A 16,908-nucleotide genomic window follows, 5' to 3' on the forward strand; every position below is an offset into this window, starting at 1 on the left:
CTAAAAGTTTATTATGGTAGAAACCGCTTGTTCGTCAGCCGTTTCAATGGATAAGGTAATTGTTCGTTGCTGCCAGTCAATATCAACCATGCCATAGTTGCTGCCCGATTTATTGATCAAATGGCGATTACCCGTGCTGAGGCGGCCAATATTATTGCTCACCGTGCCCACTTCACCACCCGGGATTTGAGCGCCACTGCCAGCACAGTTTCCCCATTGCTGAGCAACGCCTTGGCCGTTTGCGTCGGTTTCGGTATAACACCACGGCTTATCATGATCTCGAGTAATACAACCTTGATAAGTTACTCCCGCGTAAGTAAACGGCAGTTGACACTGATGCCGATAAATACCGTCGCCTTGATGATCTGCATAGATAGGCATACGCAATGGGTTTTCTATATGATACGGCCAGTTTTGCCCAAACCCAGAGGCCGTTACCTCATACACTGTGACCGCTTTGCCATACTCAGCACTGGCGGGAATTTTTTTCTGTAGCAGTTCGCCCCAATGTTGGTCACCCGATAAGAAAATAACAGCTTGGGTACGTCCTTCATTCACGGCTTGCTGAACTAAGCGTAACAGTCGCGCGCGTTGAGCTGGCATCTCTGCCCAAGACTCATAACTCGTTCCTGACATTGTTTGCTCTTGCATACTGCTGAGCGCGCCCTCAAAGGCCTGGCCATCACCATAAGCACAATAGCTGCTGCGGCTACGCTGTTGGTGCAACGGTGGCAGCACTTGAATGCCACTGGCTATTAAGGTGACTTGAGCCGGTTGTTGCAGCTGATGCTCTAGCCACTGCCATTGCTGCTCGCCAAGAATGGTACTTTGCTCACCCTCGCATTGACCATATTGGCTAAATGTGGGCGAACGGAAGTAGCGTGCATCTAGGGTGATCACATGAGTACGCTCACCGCTGGGGCCGAGCATTTTGGCTTCATATATGCCCTGCTGTTGCTGATGACGTGGGTCAGTTTCGGGGATATCGAAGTGACGTAGATATTCCTGCTGCGCTTGCTCACGCTTGGAGTAATGCTTACCGTCGTTGTTGCGGCCAAAGTCATGATCGTCCCAAGTCGCCATAACAGGGATTTGTGCAGCCAAAAATTGTCGATAATGCGGGTTTTGCTTCTTATCGTCGTATTTTTGCCGCATAACCTTCATATCTTGGGTGTCGGCATAAATATTATCCCCCAGCCATAAAAATAAATCGGGTTGATGAGAGATCAGTCGCGCCAAGGCCTCTGGCATGTCGCCCTTGGTTTTGAAGCACGAACCCAAGGCAATGCGATCTAAACGTTTACTTTGCTGCGGCTGCGTATGTTTAAGTAGCTCAGGTGGCGGCACTGGCGCGCACTCTTGCCAACTGCCATCAGCAACATAACACCAAGGTGCACTGTGATTGCGTGTGCTACATCCATAAAAAGATTCGCCTTGATACTGCGAAGGAGCCTGGCAGCGCTCTCCCTGCACAGTGGTAAATTGAGGGATAGTTTCATTACGAACATGCCCCCATGTCGCACCCTCTATGGCTTCTTGTAAATAACACCATTGCGAACCGCTATTATTTCTGTCGGTTGTGCCTTGATAATCAGTGCCCATATAACTGAAGCGCTTTTTACACGCTTCATAGTGCACCTCGGGCTCAGCCAAGGCTGCGCTACTGAACAGTGCCACCATAACACTTAATGTTTTTTTCATTATATCCTCGGTAAGTTGTAAAGTTCCTTTAAAAGAAACAGCCTACCGAAGTAATGTTAAAAAGAGGTTAAAGCCAGCAGCAGCACGCCCTTTTAGGCATTATTTATAGTGCGCGTACATCTCATCCAAGGTTTGCGACAAACCATCTTCTTGCACCACGCGCACATGCTGACGATTCAGGCCACGTATGTTATTCACCCCACAGGAGTGAGCAATCAGACCGATGCCATAGTGAATATATTTGTTGTAGTTAGCAACGCGCTGAGTTTTATCAACCACATCAAGCCCTTTCATCAGTTTCGGATTATGGGTGGTGATCCCTGTGGGACAAGTATCTTTGTTGCATTGCAGCGCCTGAATACACCCCAAGGAAAACATGTGGCCACGAGCCGAGACCACAAAGTCAGCGCCCAAGGCAATCGCCCAGGCCACTTTGGAAGGCACAATCAACTTGCCAGAAACAATGACACGAATACGACCACGTAATCCATTACGCTCTAGCAAGTCGACCACCCAAGGCAGGCTCTCTTTCAATGGCAAACCAACCGAGTCCAGCAGCGGTTGAGGGGCGGCGCCAGTGCCGCCATCGGCGCTATCAATAGTGATAAAATCTGGCGCACTGTGCTCGCCACGTTGTTTAATCAGGGCCACCAGTTGCTCAAGCCACTGGGTTTCCCCTAATACAGCCTTAAATCCCGTAGGTTTCCCCGTCACCTCACGCACGTGGTTTATCATATCCAGCAAATCACTGACGCTCTTAATTTCCGGATGTCCATTCGGGCTAATGGAGTCTTTGCCCTCAGGAATACCACGAATTTTGGCGATTTCAGCGTTGACCTTAACCCCAGGTAACATCCCGCCTTTACCGGGCTTTGCACCTTGACTCATTTTGATCTCGAACATTTTCACTTGCTCATGGGCCGCCACTTCCTTGAGTTTATGATCACTGAGCTGGCCATGCTCATCACGCACCCCATATTTGGCGGTGCCAATTTGAAAGACAATATCGGCGCCACCCTCAAGGTGATAGGGGCTCAATCCCCCCTCACCAGTATTCATCCAACACCCCGCTTGGCGGGCTCCGCGCGATAGCGCCAACACGGCGCGTTTAGATAAAGCGCCATAACTCATGCCAGAGATATTAAACACCGCCTTCGCGGTGTAGGGGTGGCGAGATTGCTCACCGAGCACAATGGGCTCAGGGTCGATGGCGTCTTCTTCTAAAGTGGGAAAGGCACAATTCATAAACATAATGGTGCCGGCGGGATCTAAGCTTTGTGTGGAGCCAAATGCAGAGGTGCGATCAACATTTTTCGCCGCTTTGTATACCCAGCTGCGCTCGGCACGGTTGAACGGCATTTCCTCGCGGTCCATGGCAAAGAAATATTGCCGAAAAAACTCGCCTTGGCGCTCGAAAAAATAACGAAACCGACCAATAACTGGATAGTTTCGACGAATTGCATGCTTGTTCTGATTAACATCAACAATATAAAAATAAATCACCACCAGTACGATGATGCCCAACGCCAGTAAAAACAGACTGGTCAAAAAGTCGATGGCGTAAATGAAAAAGTCGCTCATCAGCTAACCCCTTGTTGTCCCTAATGCTATGCAGATTTACATATAGTGAGGCAATTGACCAGACTGTTAATAAGGTTATTTTCTTTCTACCCAGAGTACAGCGATTGAAACAAAAGTACGCAGCACCATTAGTAATAACCGTTTTTGCCGTAGGGCACTTCTAAAGTGTTATCTTGTTGGCGAGTCGGCTGACCGCACATTTCATCGTAAGCACTGCTATGGCGCAGTACCATGGCGTGATAGGCAATATCATCGAACAGCTTTTGAATATGCAATGGGCTATTGGCTTTGAGGATCTCGCCTCGAGGGTCTTTGACATAGTATTCAATATTGTTGATTACTACCGATACTTGATACAACGCCATATCCAATGAGTGGATCACTACTTTTTGAATCGGTTGATGATGCTGCAGGTTAGTAAAGTCGATACCCATGATTTGCTCCATACATTAAGGTTTAAAGCTATACGTAAGCAAAGGCCATGGCGATTAAAGCATGCTATGATGGCCTTGTCCGTTAGTTATAGTAATAATCATGTCACCGCCTATTCGTGTCGCTAAGTTTTTATCTCATGCTGGCGTTTGCTCACGCCGCCAAGCCTCAAGACTGATTACCGCCGAGCGAGTGAGAGTCAACGGTGCCTTGGCGCAACACATTACCCATGTCAGTCCCCATGACCATGTCACCGTGGATGGCGAGGAAGTGCTGGGACTGGCGCCGAAACGTTATTTTGCTTATCACAAACCGGTGGGCATTGATTGCAAGCTGCAATCACACAACCCTCATAGTCTTATTCATCACCTCCCAGCTGGACCCCGTGTTTACCCGGTTGGTCGCCTTGATAAAGACTCACGCGGGTTACTGATACTGACCAATGATGGTGCGCTGTGCCAACGCCTCTCACACCCCGACTTTGCGCATCAAAAAGAGTATTGGGTTGAAGTTGATAAACCATTAAACCCCGAGTTTTTTGTGCAAATGCGCAGTGGCATTACTCTGGGCGAACACACGACGCGTCCCTGTGTTTGCGAACCTCTGTCAGCAACTCGCTTTAAAATCATCCTGACCCAAGGGCTTAATCGGCAAATTCGTAAAATGGCGAAGCACTGCGGCTACCGGGTTATCGACCTTATGCGTGTGCGTATAGGAGACTATGTACTGCAACCCGAGCTGATCAACGAACACCATTTTCAAGCACTGACAGCGGAACAGGTGTACGGATTACAAAAATAACTTGACGACATTGACTACAAGTGTAATCTTTGGTTTAAGAATTACATTTGTGAGCAATACTATGATCGAGTTGTCGAAAGCCGAATTTGCCGTTATGGAAGCCCTTTGGCAAGGTCATCCAGCGAAAGCCAGCGAGGTGGTTGCACGCCTGAGCGACGACACCCAGTGGCATGAAAAAACCATAAAAACGCTGTTAGGCCGACTAGTAAAAAAACAGGCGGTCAGCTTTGAAAAACAGGGCCGTTTATATAGTTACACACCCACAATTGGCCGCGAAGAATATACCCTCAAGCAAAGTAAAAGCTTAATACAACGATTTTTCAGTGGCCGTATTGCGCCATTAGTCAGCGGTTTTGCGAAAACAGAGCAACTGTCACAGCAAGATATCAACGAACTCAAAGCCGTTATAAAAGAGTGGGAAGACCAACAAGGAAAGTAATATGTTTGCCTGGATCATCGCCCAACAAGCTTGGCTCTCTGCGTTGTTAATAACACTTGTTATTGTCGAGCGCTATGCCCTTAAATCATTGACCGCCCGTTTTATATATGGCCTGTGGCTTGTGGTTCCTGCAGCGCTCATAGCGCACCATGTTGAGCTCAGCCAATCAGTGGCATCACCCACAGTGCTAAACAGTTACATCGTGACGCCTCTGCAGCAAGCGAGTACGCACGTTAGCATGAATTGGGAAATCGCTTATTGGTTTGTGGTCACAGTGTTATTGCTAGGTGTTTTCTTGCAGCATGCACAGTTTCAACGCCGCATAGGCGCTAAACTGACCAGCACTGTCAGCGTAAGTAATGCATCACTGCCTATTTACGAGAGCACAAAAATAAGCTCCCCCATGCTTGTCGGCTTTATAAGGCCACGTATTGTGCTACCTAGCTATTTGGTAACACAGCATAACCCCGACACCTTGGCTTTGATGATTGAACATGAGCATGTGCACCTAAGACGCCACGACAACATCATTAATGCCGCTGCGCTAGGTTGTGTGATTTTAATGTGGTTTAACCCACTGATATGGCTAGGATACTTCAGCTTAAGACGCACCCAAGAGCTGGCCTGCGATGAACTAGTACTAGCAAACAAATCGGCCACACAGCGCTTGCTGTATGGTAAATCTATGGTCGAATGTGCGAGTCGTTCGCAACTGCACAGCTTGGCTTATTCATACTACGGAGATAAAAACATGATGTTACAACGCTTACATAATATGCAATCGGCGAATCGGGGTCATATCGTCGCTAAAGTGCTGAGTATTTTACTCGCGTTAGCGAGCCTAACGCTGATTGCCACAACACAAGCAGGTGAAGGGCACAATCAAGACAAAACCGACCAACCGCAAGCAGTGATGCGCATAGAACCAAAGTACCCAATTGAGGCTGCGGAACAAAACATTTCCGGTTCTGTGGTTTTGCGATTCCAAATTGCGCAAGATGGTTCGGTGAACAATGTTACGGTGGTGAAATCACAGCCGGCCCAAGTGTTTGACAAAGAGGCGGTGCGCGCGCTTGAACAATGGCAGTACCAGCCTTATTCAGATCCTGAGCATGAGCACCTAGTGCAACTTGATTTCAAACTCAGCAACGACGTGCAATTGCCTGATTTAACCGAGCGCATTAACGTCACTTCGCACTAATTCGCGACCAACAAAAATATAAAGCAAGCCCCTTAAATTAGGTGCTTGCTTTGTGTTTTTCGTTAACACCAGAAAAGTGCTAAATACTTAGTGCGATCATAGCAATGGGACAGGCATAAGAAACCGCCCAAATTAATGAGCGCAGCAAATGTAAATCAAACCAATAGCAAAGACAGTACAACACCCGCGCAACAATATAGCTGATAGCTAAGGTATCCATAACTGCGGCTTGTTTATTGGCGCCAATCACCACAGCTAATGCCACAGCAAAAATAATCAGGGACTCGAAGCTATTTTGGTGCGCTGCTAATGCTCTTGCGCCAAAGCCGGTAAGCGCGTGTTGTTGCGCCCTAGGATGGCGATTATCGTACCCCCCTTGCTGGTTCTGCGCCCAAGCGAGCGGCACTTTGGCAAGTATAGGTAACACACAGGCGATCAACGCACACACAACTAATACACTCATAATCGTTCCTTTTTAAAGGCCACAGGCTTGGCACTACCCTAATCCAATGATAAGCCCGGTGCTAGGTTATTGTTTTTTACGCATCACAGCTCCTATTTTAGCCCCTAAAACAGACACCAAGGTTAAATAATTGTAAATTCCAGCTTGCAATTGTACCTCTTTAGTCTATTTTCTGATCGGAGGTCACACCTCTACCCTGATGGAAATAACAATCAACAGGAACACACATGAAAATAAAACTAATCTCTCTCGCGCTTACGCTCGGAATGAGCCAAGGCGTTTTTGCAACTGAGGGCGTTGCCTTCATTCACGGCACAGGCCAGCAAAGCGATGCCTATAACGACTACTGGACCAGTGGTTTTGTTGATAAGGTGCGTCAAGGCATTGCCAACCCCAATAACTTTACGGTGATTAATTGTGACTTTGAACAGTTTATGTGGGCCGAAGGCGCCGCAGGTTGCCTAGCCGACTCATTAAACAGCTTTATTGCCAACAAAAATATTACTGACTTAACGCTGATCACTCATTCAAACGGCGGCAATGTGGTGCGTTGGATCCTCTCCAACCCCACGTGGGATAGCCGTTACCCAAGTATCATCAATAAAGTCAATCACACCATCGCTTTGGCCCCTTCCAGTGGTGGCACCCCTTTGGCCGATGCGGTGATTGCCGGTAACACCTTTGAACAAGGGTTAGGTTGGATTCTCGGCTACGGCAATGACGCAGTAAAACAACAACAAGTGTCTTGGATGGCTGCTTATAATGCCGAGTGGTTAAAAGGTACGCCGAATCGCCCAGCTCTTCCCTCACGTTTTGAAACCGTGATCGGCAGCGACGTTGAATCTGCGGTGTGGGATTCGGATAGTTATTGCGGTGGTTATCAAAATCAAGTTGGCCTAGAGGTCACGCAAAACTGGCTTGATAACTGCTCCGATGGCTTTCTGGAGTGCAGCTCACAAGCTCTAGCAGGCTCGGTATGGTTTACCGATAAATCACGCACCCGTGGCAGTGAGCCACTAAGCCACCAGCAAAGTCGTCGCGACTGCTTTGGCCTGGGCAATATGCTGAAAAACAGAATATAGGAGCCAGACATGAAATACACACTAACCCTGAGTGCTCTGGCCATGATGACCAGCGCCACAATGGCCAATGAACAAACCATATATCAGTGGCCTAATGTATATCAAGGCGACAACACCAGCTTGCAACAGTTAACAAAAAGCAGCCATGAATACTGGCAAACGGTCAGTGGTCGAGAGCTTAAACAAGGTGTGGCTGTGCACGTCACCCAAGCCGACCACCTCATCCGCGTTGCGCCAAAAGCGCGCTTTGACAGCGGCACCGTGATTAAACCGCAGCAATTGCAAATGGATAAACTGCAACTGCGAGATGCAAAAAGCAACGCCACACTGGCGCTAAAAAGCATAGCCGCGCAGCAACAAATGCACCAAGCGGGCTTTAAAGATGGCAGTGTTGCCATTCAGATCAAAAATGTCAGTGCGCAAAACAAGCCGATGCTACAAAGTACTCAGCCACTGGGTGATGATGACCAATATCTGCTGCATGTAGTAGAGAAAGATTCACCCTATGCACTGCAAGCCCACGCCGATTTCAGGGTCGATGAACAACAGCGTTCTCTTGCTATGGATTTATCTATGGCGCAGCAGGGCAACGCTAGCAAGGCTGCCAACAATGTCTCGCTGCGTGTTCACAGCCCGGTGAATGAACAACTATCCGCTCGTTACGCCAATGGTAAAGTGATTTTCAGCCAGCCGTTACAGCATGTAGGAGCGGCGCAAGGGTTTTATGAAATAGAAGCCGACACCACAGTAAACATTAACGGCCAACAGGTTAAACGCACCATAAAACTGCCTTTTGTGTATAGTAAAGACACTATTACCATGAAAGCCGCGAAAGTAAGTGCGCTCGGCAATAACCGTTTCCAAGCCAGCGTACCGGTGAATGTGAGTGATGAAGGCCGTTACGCGATTCGCGCCACGCTGCAAGGAATGGTAGCAGGTAAGGCCACCAAGCTGGCTACTGTCGAGGTCGCGAAAGCGATAAAAGGTGTTGATACCTTTACTCTGCCTTTCGATGTTGCGACAGCGGCAACGGGACCATTCAAGTTGGTGGATGTTGAGTTAAGTGACCACACTCGAATGCTGAAATTCACCCCCACACAGAAGTTTGTTAAAGGCCCGGTAGCCGGGTTTTAAGCGCATGATGATATGCACCCAATATCAGGCTTGGCTTGGTATTGGGTTTACCCTACCTACGCCTACAAGCACCTTGGGGTAGTTATTACCTTGGGGTAGTTATTACCTTGGTTAATAATGAGTATCTAATTTCCTCATTCGCCAACGCTACAACACCATGATAACTTAAAGTTTTTCTTGTTGGTTGAATTCATGGCTTGGGTGTTGTTGACATTGTTAGCGGCCTTTTCGCAAAGCTGGCGCAACGCTCTGCAGAGCCAGCTGAGTTGCCATACCTCCAGCCTTGCGGTCACCCTTGCACGGTTTATCGTTGCCGGCCCACTCGCTGGTGTTTATCTTGCTGTGCTTTACCAAGTTCAACCAACCCAGCTGATCACCCCATCACCGACCTTACTCTACTACGTCGTTGGCGCAGCGCTGATGCAAATACTCGCCACCGCCTTGATGGTACGATTATTCAAAATGAACAACTACGCTGTGGGCGCAGGGCTGGCAAAGAGCGAAGCCTTGGTCGCGGCTATTTTAGGTATGTTATTTTTTGGCTCAACGCTCTCGATATTGGGCTGGTTTGGGGTTATTCTCGGCGCCATTGCGGTCATGCTGTTGTCGGGCCCAAGCTTACGCGCTCTCAATGGGCCAACGGTGTTACTGGGGCTTGCCTGTGGCAGTAGTTTCGCCCTCACCTCTTTATGGGTGCGCCAAGCGAGCCTCAGTTCAGGACTGACCTTTCCGCATAGTGCTGCTTGGGTGTTATTGTTTGTAATTACCCTGCAAACCCTCATTTTACTGGCCTATCTCGGCTATAAAGATCGGCCCGCATTATTAAGCTTATGGCGATATCGGCGACTAACGGCTTGGATCAGCTTAACCAGCTGCGTTGGCTCTATTGGCTGGTTTAGTGCGATGAGTTTAGAGCACGTCGCCTATGTAAAAACCTTGGGCCAAGTGGAGGTGTTTTTCACTATGTTAATCTCCTATCTGTGGCTCAAACAGCCAGTAAAGCGCCGTGACAGCCTAGGCCTGCTGCTGATTGCTATAGCAGCAATTGCAGTGATGTGGGGATAACAGCGGGTTAAATATACTAACATCGCGCTGTATATTGCCACGCGGTATAGGCTCAACACGCACGTAGGTGAATGCCGAGCCAAAACATCTATGTCGACTATTTAATAAACGTACCCGATGTATCGAAGCCAAAGGTAGTCGACGTTGTTGTGACATCGTCTTCACCAAGCTCTGAATTATAGACGGTGATATCTGTATCACTTACTTCTATGCGGCTGATATTACTCGTCAGTGTAAAGTCGCTGATCGCTTCCAAGCTAGAATGTTTATAAACAAACCCTTTTAAGGCCAGCAGTTTGTTCCCCGAGTAATACTTCACAAGCGCATAATCAACACCGTTTTTATTGACGAAAGTGATACTCGGTGTGTGCCCTTGTATCCTGGCAGCCAAAAATGGCATGTTATTCTCATTGTAACTGAGAATATAAGTGTCTTGGGTCGGCAAGCAAATTCCTGATTTATCTTTATGGAGAAGCTTTACCTGAGTAAAATCCACATCGGCTTTGTTATTAACAACTTCAATAGGCTTAGTAACTTTGATAGCGAGGCAATCAAAAGCACTAACGAATTGGCTTAATAAAAGAAAAATAATCGATGCGAAAAAGCGATAGCTCTTCATTGTTTAAATCTCCTGGTTTAACTTTAAAGGTGAGAGCAAGCATCTTCCCTTACTTGTTGTCGCTGCCCGCCTTTTCTGCATTCGCTTAGTTACGCTATTGAAGCTCAGCGATTAATTGAAAAAGCCTCTGTTGTATAGGCACCGCTTTTAGGCTCAAAACTGCTTATCTCATTTATTTAATAGCCATTGTATGTAGTAATATTCTTGGGCACGGATAGAAAAGGAACACCCCATGCAAGGAACTAAGCAGCTCACTTATATTACCCTTATCGTTATCCTCTTAATGATGTTCACTGCACAGGCTCATTCTAAAGATAAAGAGCTAACTTCCATAACGGATAACCCAGGTTTTAACTACTTTAAATCCACCTTATTACAAGTTATCGAGCAAAGAAGACCTGAACTATCGGGGCAGCATCACTTTTATGTTGCTCACTACCGCGAAGGCAGCGAATACACTTATATGTTTTGGCAAGAAGCAAGGCTGTTTTGGGTTCTACACCTAGGTACCCCAGAGGAATATGGTTGGATGTCAATGCTATTACCTAGTAGTGGCGAGTTACTGCATATCGATAAGGATGTCGTCACCACTCAAGAGGAGGTGGGCACAAGCACTTATATGGTAAGCCAAAAATGGATAAATGATAAAATTTTTAAGTGTGTGGTCGACGGTGATTTAATCACCGTCACCTACCCTTAGTTCGCCACCTTTAAGGTAATCACTCCAGCGATAATCAATAACACGCCGAAATAACGCATTAATGATGAGCTATCGCCGTAGAAAAACACCCCAACCAAGAAGGTGCCTGCCGCGCCTATGCCTGTCCAAACCGCATAGGCAGTGCCAATAGGAATGGTCTTTTGCGCCAGCCAAAGTAAAAAGCCACTAACACCCATAAATACAATTGCCATGGCTATCCCTAACCAGCGCGTTTGTGGCTCCTGAGCCAGTTTTAACCCCACTGGCCAACCAATTTCAAATAACCCTGCGCAAATCAAATACAACCACGCCATTAAGAGGCTCCTTTAACTAACTTTACTTGGTACAGATCATCGCGACGATCCTTAAGGTTGCGCACTGTGCCTTCACTGTGGAGAATTTTCAACTTATCCATATCAAGATCAGAGAACAACAACATCTCAGTGTTAGGCGTGGCTTCGTTCAAGCAAGCATCATGAGGAAAAGAAAAATCCGATGGCGTTAATACCGCAGCTTGCGAGTACTGCACGTCTAAACTTTCCACTTCCGGTAAATTACCCACACTGCCTGCGATGACTACATAGCATTCATTTTCAATGGCGCGCGCTTGGGCACAGTGGCGCACGCGTAAGTAGCTGTTTTTAGTATCAGTCCAAAAGGGTACAAAGAGAATATCCAATCCCTGCTCGGCAAGAATACGCGCCAGTTCCGGAAACTCTACGTCGTAGCAAATTTGAATTCCTACTCGCCCGGCATCAGTATCAAATACCGCTATTTTATCACCACCTTGGATCACCCAGTCGTTGGCCTCATGAGGTGTAATATGGATTTTGCGTTGTTCATCCACTTTACCACTGCGATGGCACAGATAACTGACATTATAAATAGTGTCATTCTCAGCAACCGGCATTGAGCCGGTGATAATATTGGCGTTGTACTCCACCGCCATACGCGACATCGCCTCAACGAGCGTGCTGGTATACTCAGCTAAAAAGCGAATCGCCTCGGTCTGGCTGCGATGTTCTTGTATGCCCATCAACGGCATATTGAAGAACTCAGGGAAGAGGATGAAATCGCTTTGGTAGTCGGAAACGGTATCGACAAAATACTCCACTTGCTTAAGCAGCTCATCGACGCTTTCAACACTGCGCATCTGCCATTGCACCGCACCCACACGAACAATCGACTTGGTGCTTTCAATAACCGTATCGGTAGGCTCAAAGAGAATATTATTCCACTCCAGTAAGGTGGCATAACCCACCGACTCTTCATCCTCTGGCAGGTACTTTTTTAACAGCCGCTTGACCTGAAAGTCGTTGGCAAGCTGAAAGCTGAGGATTGGGTCATACACCTCTTTCCTATCCACTTTTTCGATGTATTCCATAGGCGACATCTGGGCGCGATAGTTGTGATAGAGCGGTATACGACCTCCGGCTAAAATAGCCCTTAAATTATACTGTCGGCATAGCTCTTTACGCGCATCATACAAACGCCTTCCTAAACGCATGCCTCGGTGACTCGCAGCAATCGCCACATCTAAGCCGTACAATGCATCGCCATTAGGGTCGCTAAACACTCGGTCATGGCCATCGACGATATCATCATAAGTATGAGGGTTAGAGAAGCGCGCATAGTCAACCTGCACACTGAGGGCGATGCCTACTAACTGCTCATCATCAACAATGCCAATTTGCCCTTCGGGAAACTGGTCAATCAAACGGAAAATCGTGTGGCTAGGCCAGGCACCACCTAAATCGGGGTAAGCTTCGTCCATCAGTGTTTTAATCTGTGGGTATTGCTCTTTGGTCAGATTACAAATGGCTAAGCGGGTTTTTTCTACCGACATCATTCCCTCCCATGGGCACTGTAAAACTCTATTGTGGTGTTAGTGCAGGCAAAACAAAAGAGCCAATACACTTATTCGCGATGAAATGCGTAGCGATTAATGTTGGAAAACGCCATCATAATGTCTCGCGCATAGTTAACTCTAGGGTGTGCCAACGCGCCTTTACGCCAGGCCAGATAAATATTGTTTTCCGGTCCTTCGGGGCCCAGCTGTACCAAACGTCCGCTGCGAATATCGTCATGACACAAGTAGTCCGGCAACACCGAATAACCCACGCCGGTGCGCACAATCCCCGCCAGAGCACGAATATCAGGGCAGGTCGCTACGATTGGCGAGCGACAATGAGCTTTAAAAATCACGTCAAAATATTCTCGAATAAGTGGTAGCTGAGCATCATAGCTCACCACTGGTAAAGTGTTTAAAACGCTGGCATCGATTGGTGCTTGGGCAAGCGCATCGGCAAGCAAGCGGTGTGCAACCAGCATCAGCCTCTCACTATCGAGCACCTGATAGTCATAAACCTTACTATCGGGTAATGAGGCGGTGATCGCTAAATCGGCATTGCCGCTGTCCAATGCCGAATAAATTTGCTCGCGGTTACCGGGCAAGATGGTGACCGTCACATTGCCCCCCTGCAATAGATTTGCAAGCTGCGCAGAGGCCACGTAACTAATGTATTCGGCGGGCCCGGCGAGGGTAATGGTTCCTTGCACATCGGTAGAGCGACTGCGCGTTGACGCCATTTTTTGTTCTATGGCATCGAAATGGCTGCCCAACTGGGCCGCCAACTCATGCGCTATGTTGGTCGGCTCAACCCCGCGATGACGGCGCGTAAAGAGCGATTTTCCCACGGCCGACTCCACTGTTTGAATATGCGCTGTCGCCGCCGGCTGTGATAGCCCCAGATTTTTCGCCGCTCGAGAGATATTCAAACAGCGATAGACTTCAACGAAGGTTCGTAATTGCACAAAGTAAGACATAAACTGATATCAGATATTTTATACCTAACCCAAATTAAACTGAATTCTGCTTATTATAGCCCTCCGTTATACTTGTCTCATCCTAAACTTGAATGGAGCAAGTATGCGTATCAAATCAATTACCACCCTAATCGCCACTGTGGCGACCTTACTAACCACGGCGACCGTTAGCGCCAATAGCAATGCAGAGCAAGTGCTGGTGCTGCTCTCTAGTGAAACGCACATGACCCTCGCCGATGGCAGTACCTATGAAACAGGGTATTACCTCAATGAATTTGGCGTACCCGCTGATAAGTTACAAAAAGCGGGCTATGAGTTAGTGCTTGCAACACCGAAAGGGAACGCCCCACAAGTAGATGAAAACTCGGTCAAAGCCATGTACTTTGGGGGTAATGAACAAGAAATGGCACGTATTGAAAAGGTTGTGGCGAACTTAGATGGCATTAACGACACCTTGAGCCTCACGCAAGTGATCGACAACGGCCTAGACCAGTACAGCGGCGTATTCATTCCTGGTGGCCACGCTCCTTTGATAGATTTGGCCAATAACCCAGAAGTAGGCACTATTTTGGCGCACTTTCATCGTCAGCAGAAACCAACAGCGGCTATTTGCCACGGGCCTATCGCGCTGTTATCAGCACAGCAAAACCCCAGCGCTTACGAGCAAAAGATTGCCTCTGGGCAAAACGCGTCAGCCACAGACTGGCTCTATGATGGTTACCGTATGACTATTTTCTCAAACCCCGAGGAAGCTAGCTTTGAAGCCTCGTTGGCAGGTAAAAAACTACGTTATTATCCAGCCAAAGCCATGGCCCAAGCCGGTGGCGATATGAGCTTTGCCGACAAGTGGCAACCTAATGTAGTGGTTGATAGAGAGCTGATCACCGCGCAAAACCCTTTTTCCGATAACAAACTTGCCGATGCACTTATTTCCGCATTGCGTCAACGTAGCCAGTAGGGTAGTAACACCATGTTAAACTTTGAATTTAAAAACACCACAGAGATCCTTTTTGGCGAAGGCCAAAGCAAGCTTATCGCCGAGCGCCTTAATAGCAATGACAAAATCTTATTGCTATACGGTGGCGGTTCAATTAAGAAAAACGGCGTTTATGACGATGTCGTCGCCGCCCTTGCCGGGTTCGAATTTGTTGAGTTCGCCGGAGTGGAGCCTAACCCCACCTATGAAACTCTCAGTGAGGCTCTGCAAGTGGTCAAAGAGCAAGATATCAACTTTATTCTTGCCGTTGGCGGTGGCAGCGTGATCGATGGTGCGAAATATATTGCCGCAGCAGCGCACTATCCTGGCGACGGTTGGGATATTCTTGTCGAAGGGGCTGAGGTAACAAGCGCACTGCCTATTGGCGCCGTGCTTACACTGCCGGCCACGGGGTCGGAGAGTAACGGTAATTCGGTTGTTACCAAAAAGGCCACACAGCAAAAGCGCGCATTTGGCTCGCCTTTAGTGCAACCCCAATTTGCGGTATTAGACCCAACTTACACCTATTCGCTGCCCACTCGGCAAGTGGCTAATGGTGTGGTTGATGCCTTTGTCCATGTGATTGAACAGTACTTAACCTACCCGGTGAACGCGCCGCTGCAGGACCGTTTTGCCGAAGGCATTTTGTCGACTCTTATTGAGCAAGGCCCGCAAGCGCTAAGTACACCGCATGATTACGCTGTACGGGCTAATATCATGTGGTCAGCGACCATGGCACTTAATGGCTTAATTGGTAAAGGCGTGCCGCAAGATTGGGCCACGCACATGATAGGCCATGAGCTGACAGCGCTTTACAACCTCGACCACGCGCAAACTTTGGCCATTGTGCTACCGGCGCTAATGTTTGTGAAAAAAGAGCAAAAGCGTGAGAAAATCACGCAGCTAGGACGGCGTGTCTTCGCTTTAGAGAATGCCGATGAAGAGGCACTAATCGATGCCACCATCAAAGCGGTGCAAGATTTCTTCGAGCAGATGGGGGTGAAAACCCGCCTTAGTGATTACGGATTAGATAGCCAAGCGGCTAGCGAAGCAGCTGAGAACCTGCGTCGCAATGGTTTGCATGAACTCGGCGAACACGGTGATATTACCCCTCAAGTTGCCCAGTCCATTCTCGAACTGGCACGCTAAGGTGATAGGGCCGCCAAGCGGCCCTTACTTATCAATCTTGCTAGCTGTCCATCTGCGTCGGCATGACATGCACTTCACGCACATTAGCCCTAGCATCAGCGCTGATAGCATAGTAAACCGCGTCGGCAATATCGTCCGCAGCAAGCTTATCCGGTTTTGGTTCGTCGAAAAATGGCGTGTCTACCATGCCTGGGGTGATAGTGGTGCAACGCCCCTGCCACTGAGCCATCTCTAGCGCCAGGTTTTGCCCAAAGCCATAGGCAAACCACTTGCTCGCGCCATAAATAGACCCCTTCAATGGCATGCGCCCAGCAACCGAGCTAGTAAGAATGAATTGCCCTTGGGTTTTCCGCAAATGTGGCAAGCTGGCATGAGCGGTATATAGCAAGGCATTAATATTAATGTCTATCATCTTCTGCCATTGCTGTGGGTCGCCCTTTTCTGTGCCCGCTTTGCTCACTCCAGTACCGGCATTAGCAAAAGCCACATCCAAGCGCCCATAATGCATCACCGTGCGCTCAACAACATCTTTAAGCGCATCATAATCGGTGGCATCACAGGCAAACGCAACGGCAAAGTCTTCGCCAAGCTCTTGTACCAACTGAGTAAGCTTATCCTCACTGCGCGCGGTCAATGCCACCTTATGCCCCTCAGCCACAAGTTTGCGTGCTGTGGCTTCACCAATACCGCTGGAAGCGCCAGTGATCAACACTATTTTCTCGCTCATACACTCTCCTTT

The 16,908-nt window shown here is 48.2% G+C and carries 18 protein-coding genes; 9 read left to right on the plus strand and 9 right to left on the minus strand.

Annotation, left to right across the window (positions count from 1 at the left end; all coding sequences use genetic code 11):
- The 3 genes from MHM93_RS06800 to MHM93_RS06810 all read right to left on the minus strand — a co-directional run bounded on the left by MHM93_RS06800 (position 1) and on the right by MHM93_RS06810 (position 3,716).
- Positions 1 to 1,701, minus strand: a complete 1,701-nt coding sequence (locus MHM93_RS06800) for an alkaline phosphatase D family protein (protein ID WP_239448461.1) — start codon at positions 1,699 to 1,701, stop codon at positions 1 to 3.
- 99 nt (positions 1,702 to 1,800) lie between these two features.
- Positions 1,801 to 3,282, minus strand: a complete 1,482-nt coding sequence (locus MHM93_RS06805) for an FMN-binding glutamate synthase family protein (protein WP_045979377.1) — start codon at positions 3,280 to 3,282, stop codon at positions 1,801 to 1,803.
- Between the two features lie 128 nt (positions 3,283 to 3,410).
- A complete protein-coding gene (locus MHM93_RS06810; protein WP_022945016.1) occupies positions 3,411 to 3,716 on the minus strand; it encodes a DUF6482 family protein in 306 nt (101 codons plus the stop codon).
- A gap of 100 nt (positions 3,717 to 3,816) precedes the next feature.
- On the opposite strand from MHM93_RS06810, the gene MHM93_RS06815 reads away from it, so the two are divergent.
- The 3 genes from MHM93_RS06815 (at position 3,817) to MHM93_RS06825 (ending at position 6,155) form a co-directional block, all read left to right on the plus strand.
- A complete protein-coding gene (locus MHM93_RS06815; RefSeq protein WP_239448462.1) occupies positions 3,817 to 4,515 on the plus strand; it encodes an RNA pseudouridine synthase in 699 nt (232 codons plus the stop codon).
- 61 nt (positions 4,516 to 4,576) lie between these two features.
- Positions 4,577 to 4,954 (plus strand): BlaI/MecI/CopY family transcriptional regulator, encoded by a 378-nt coding sequence (locus MHM93_RS06820; protein WP_022945014.1) that lies wholly within the window; start codon positions 4,577 to 4,579, stop codon positions 4,952 to 4,954.
- A gap of 1 nt (position 4,955) precedes the next feature.
- Entirely contained in the window at positions 4,956 to 6,155 is a 1,200-nt protein-coding gene (locus tag MHM93_RS06825; protein ID WP_239448463.1) for a M56 family metallopeptidase, read from the plus strand.
- A 79-nt stretch (positions 6,156 to 6,234) separates the two neighbouring features.
- Here MHM93_RS06825 and MHM93_RS06830 read toward each other — a convergent pair whose 3' ends face one another.
- Positions 6,235 to 6,618, minus strand: a complete 384-nt coding sequence (locus MHM93_RS06830) for an MAPEG family protein (protein WP_239448464.1) — start codon at positions 6,616 to 6,618, stop codon at positions 6,235 to 6,237.
- A 227-nt stretch (positions 6,619 to 6,845) separates the two neighbouring features.
- Here MHM93_RS06830 and MHM93_RS06835 point away from each other — a divergent pair, with 227 nt between their 5' ends.
- The 3 genes from MHM93_RS06835 to MHM93_RS06845 all read left to right on the plus strand — a co-directional run bounded on the left by MHM93_RS06835 (position 6,846) and on the right by MHM93_RS06845 (position 9,899).
- Positions 6,846 to 7,700 (plus strand): hypothetical protein, encoded by an 855-nt coding sequence (locus tag MHM93_RS06835; RefSeq protein WP_239448465.1) that lies wholly within the window; start codon positions 6,846 to 6,848, stop codon positions 7,698 to 7,700.
- A gap of 9 nt (positions 7,701 to 7,709) precedes the next feature.
- The gene (locus tag MHM93_RS06840) at positions 7,710 to 8,834 is read left to right on the plus strand and encodes a DUF4785 domain-containing protein (RefSeq protein ID WP_239448466.1); all 1,125 of its coding nucleotides are present in this window, start codon (positions 7,710 to 7,712) and stop codon (positions 8,832 to 8,834) included.
- Positions 8,835 to 9,026: 192 nt separating this feature from the next.
- On the plus strand, positions 9,027 to 9,899 hold the full coding sequence (locus MHM93_RS06845) for a DMT family transporter (RefSeq protein ID WP_239448467.1): 873 nt from the start codon (positions 9,027 to 9,029) through the stop codon (positions 9,897 to 9,899).
- 97 nt (positions 9,900 to 9,996) lie between these two features.
- Here the strand turns inward: MHM93_RS06845 and MHM93_RS06850 are convergent, their stop codons facing one another.
- On the minus strand, positions 9,997 to 10,518 hold the full coding sequence (locus tag MHM93_RS06850; protein ID WP_239448468.1) for a hypothetical protein: 522 nt from the start codon (positions 10,516 to 10,518) through the stop codon (positions 9,997 to 9,999).
- 232 nt (positions 10,519 to 10,750) lie between these two features.
- On the opposite strand from MHM93_RS06850, the gene MHM93_RS06855 reads away from it, so the two are divergent.
- Positions 10,751 to 11,218, plus strand: a complete 468-nt coding sequence (locus MHM93_RS06855) for a hypothetical protein (protein WP_239448469.1) — start codon at positions 10,751 to 10,753, stop codon at positions 11,216 to 11,218.
- Here MHM93_RS06855 and MHM93_RS06860 read toward each other — a convergent pair.
- From MHM93_RS06860 to MHM93_RS06870, 3 genes are all read right to left on the minus strand, one after another.
- A complete protein-coding gene (locus MHM93_RS06860) occupies positions 11,215 to 11,532 on the minus strand; it encodes a multidrug efflux SMR transporter (protein ID WP_022945006.1) in 318 nt (105 codons plus the stop codon). The two genes, MHM93_RS06855 and MHM93_RS06860, sit on opposite strands and share 4 nt — an antisense overlap.
- Positions 11,532 to 13,064: a carbon-nitrogen hydrolase family protein gene (locus MHM93_RS06865; protein WP_022945005.1), complete on the minus strand. Its 1,533-nt coding sequence runs from the start codon at positions 13,062 to 13,064 to the stop codon at positions 11,532 to 11,534. Before MHM93_RS06865 ends, MHM93_RS06860 begins: the two co-directional genes overlap by 1 nt.
- A gap of 71 nt (positions 13,065 to 13,135) precedes the next feature.
- Positions 13,136 to 14,044, minus strand: coding sequence for a LysR family transcriptional regulator (locus tag MHM93_RS06870; protein WP_045979389.1), 909 nt, complete (start codon positions 14,042 to 14,044; stop codon positions 13,136 to 13,138).
- A gap of 103 nt (positions 14,045 to 14,147) precedes the next feature.
- On the opposite strand from MHM93_RS06870, the gene MHM93_RS06875 reads away from it, so the two are divergent.
- Both MHM93_RS06875 and MHM93_RS06880 read left to right on the plus strand, forming a co-directional pair.
- The gene (locus tag MHM93_RS06875) at positions 14,148 to 15,002 is read left to right on the plus strand and encodes a type 1 glutamine amidotransferase domain-containing protein (protein WP_138587970.1); all 855 of its coding nucleotides are present in this window, start codon (positions 14,148 to 14,150) and stop codon (positions 15,000 to 15,002) included.
- A 12-nt stretch (positions 15,003 to 15,014) separates the two neighbouring features.
- Entirely contained in the window at positions 15,015 to 16,169 is a 1,155-nt protein-coding gene (locus MHM93_RS06880) for an iron-containing alcohol dehydrogenase (protein WP_239448470.1), read from the plus strand.
- 40 nt (positions 16,170 to 16,209) lie between these two features.
- On the opposite strand, the gene MHM93_RS06885 is transcribed toward MHM93_RS06880, so the two are convergent.
- Complete coding sequence (locus MHM93_RS06885; RefSeq protein WP_045979392.1) at positions 16,210 to 16,896, minus strand: SDR family oxidoreductase; 687 nt, start codon at positions 16,894 to 16,896, stop codon at positions 16,210 to 16,212.
- Positions 16,897 to 16,908: the final 12 nt, after the last annotated feature.

It is taken from the genome of Pseudoalteromonas sp. MM17-2 (assembly GCF_022347945.1).
GTDB lineage: Bacteria > Pseudomonadota > Gammaproteobacteria > Enterobacterales > Alteromonadaceae > Pseudoalteromonas > Pseudoalteromonas ruthenica.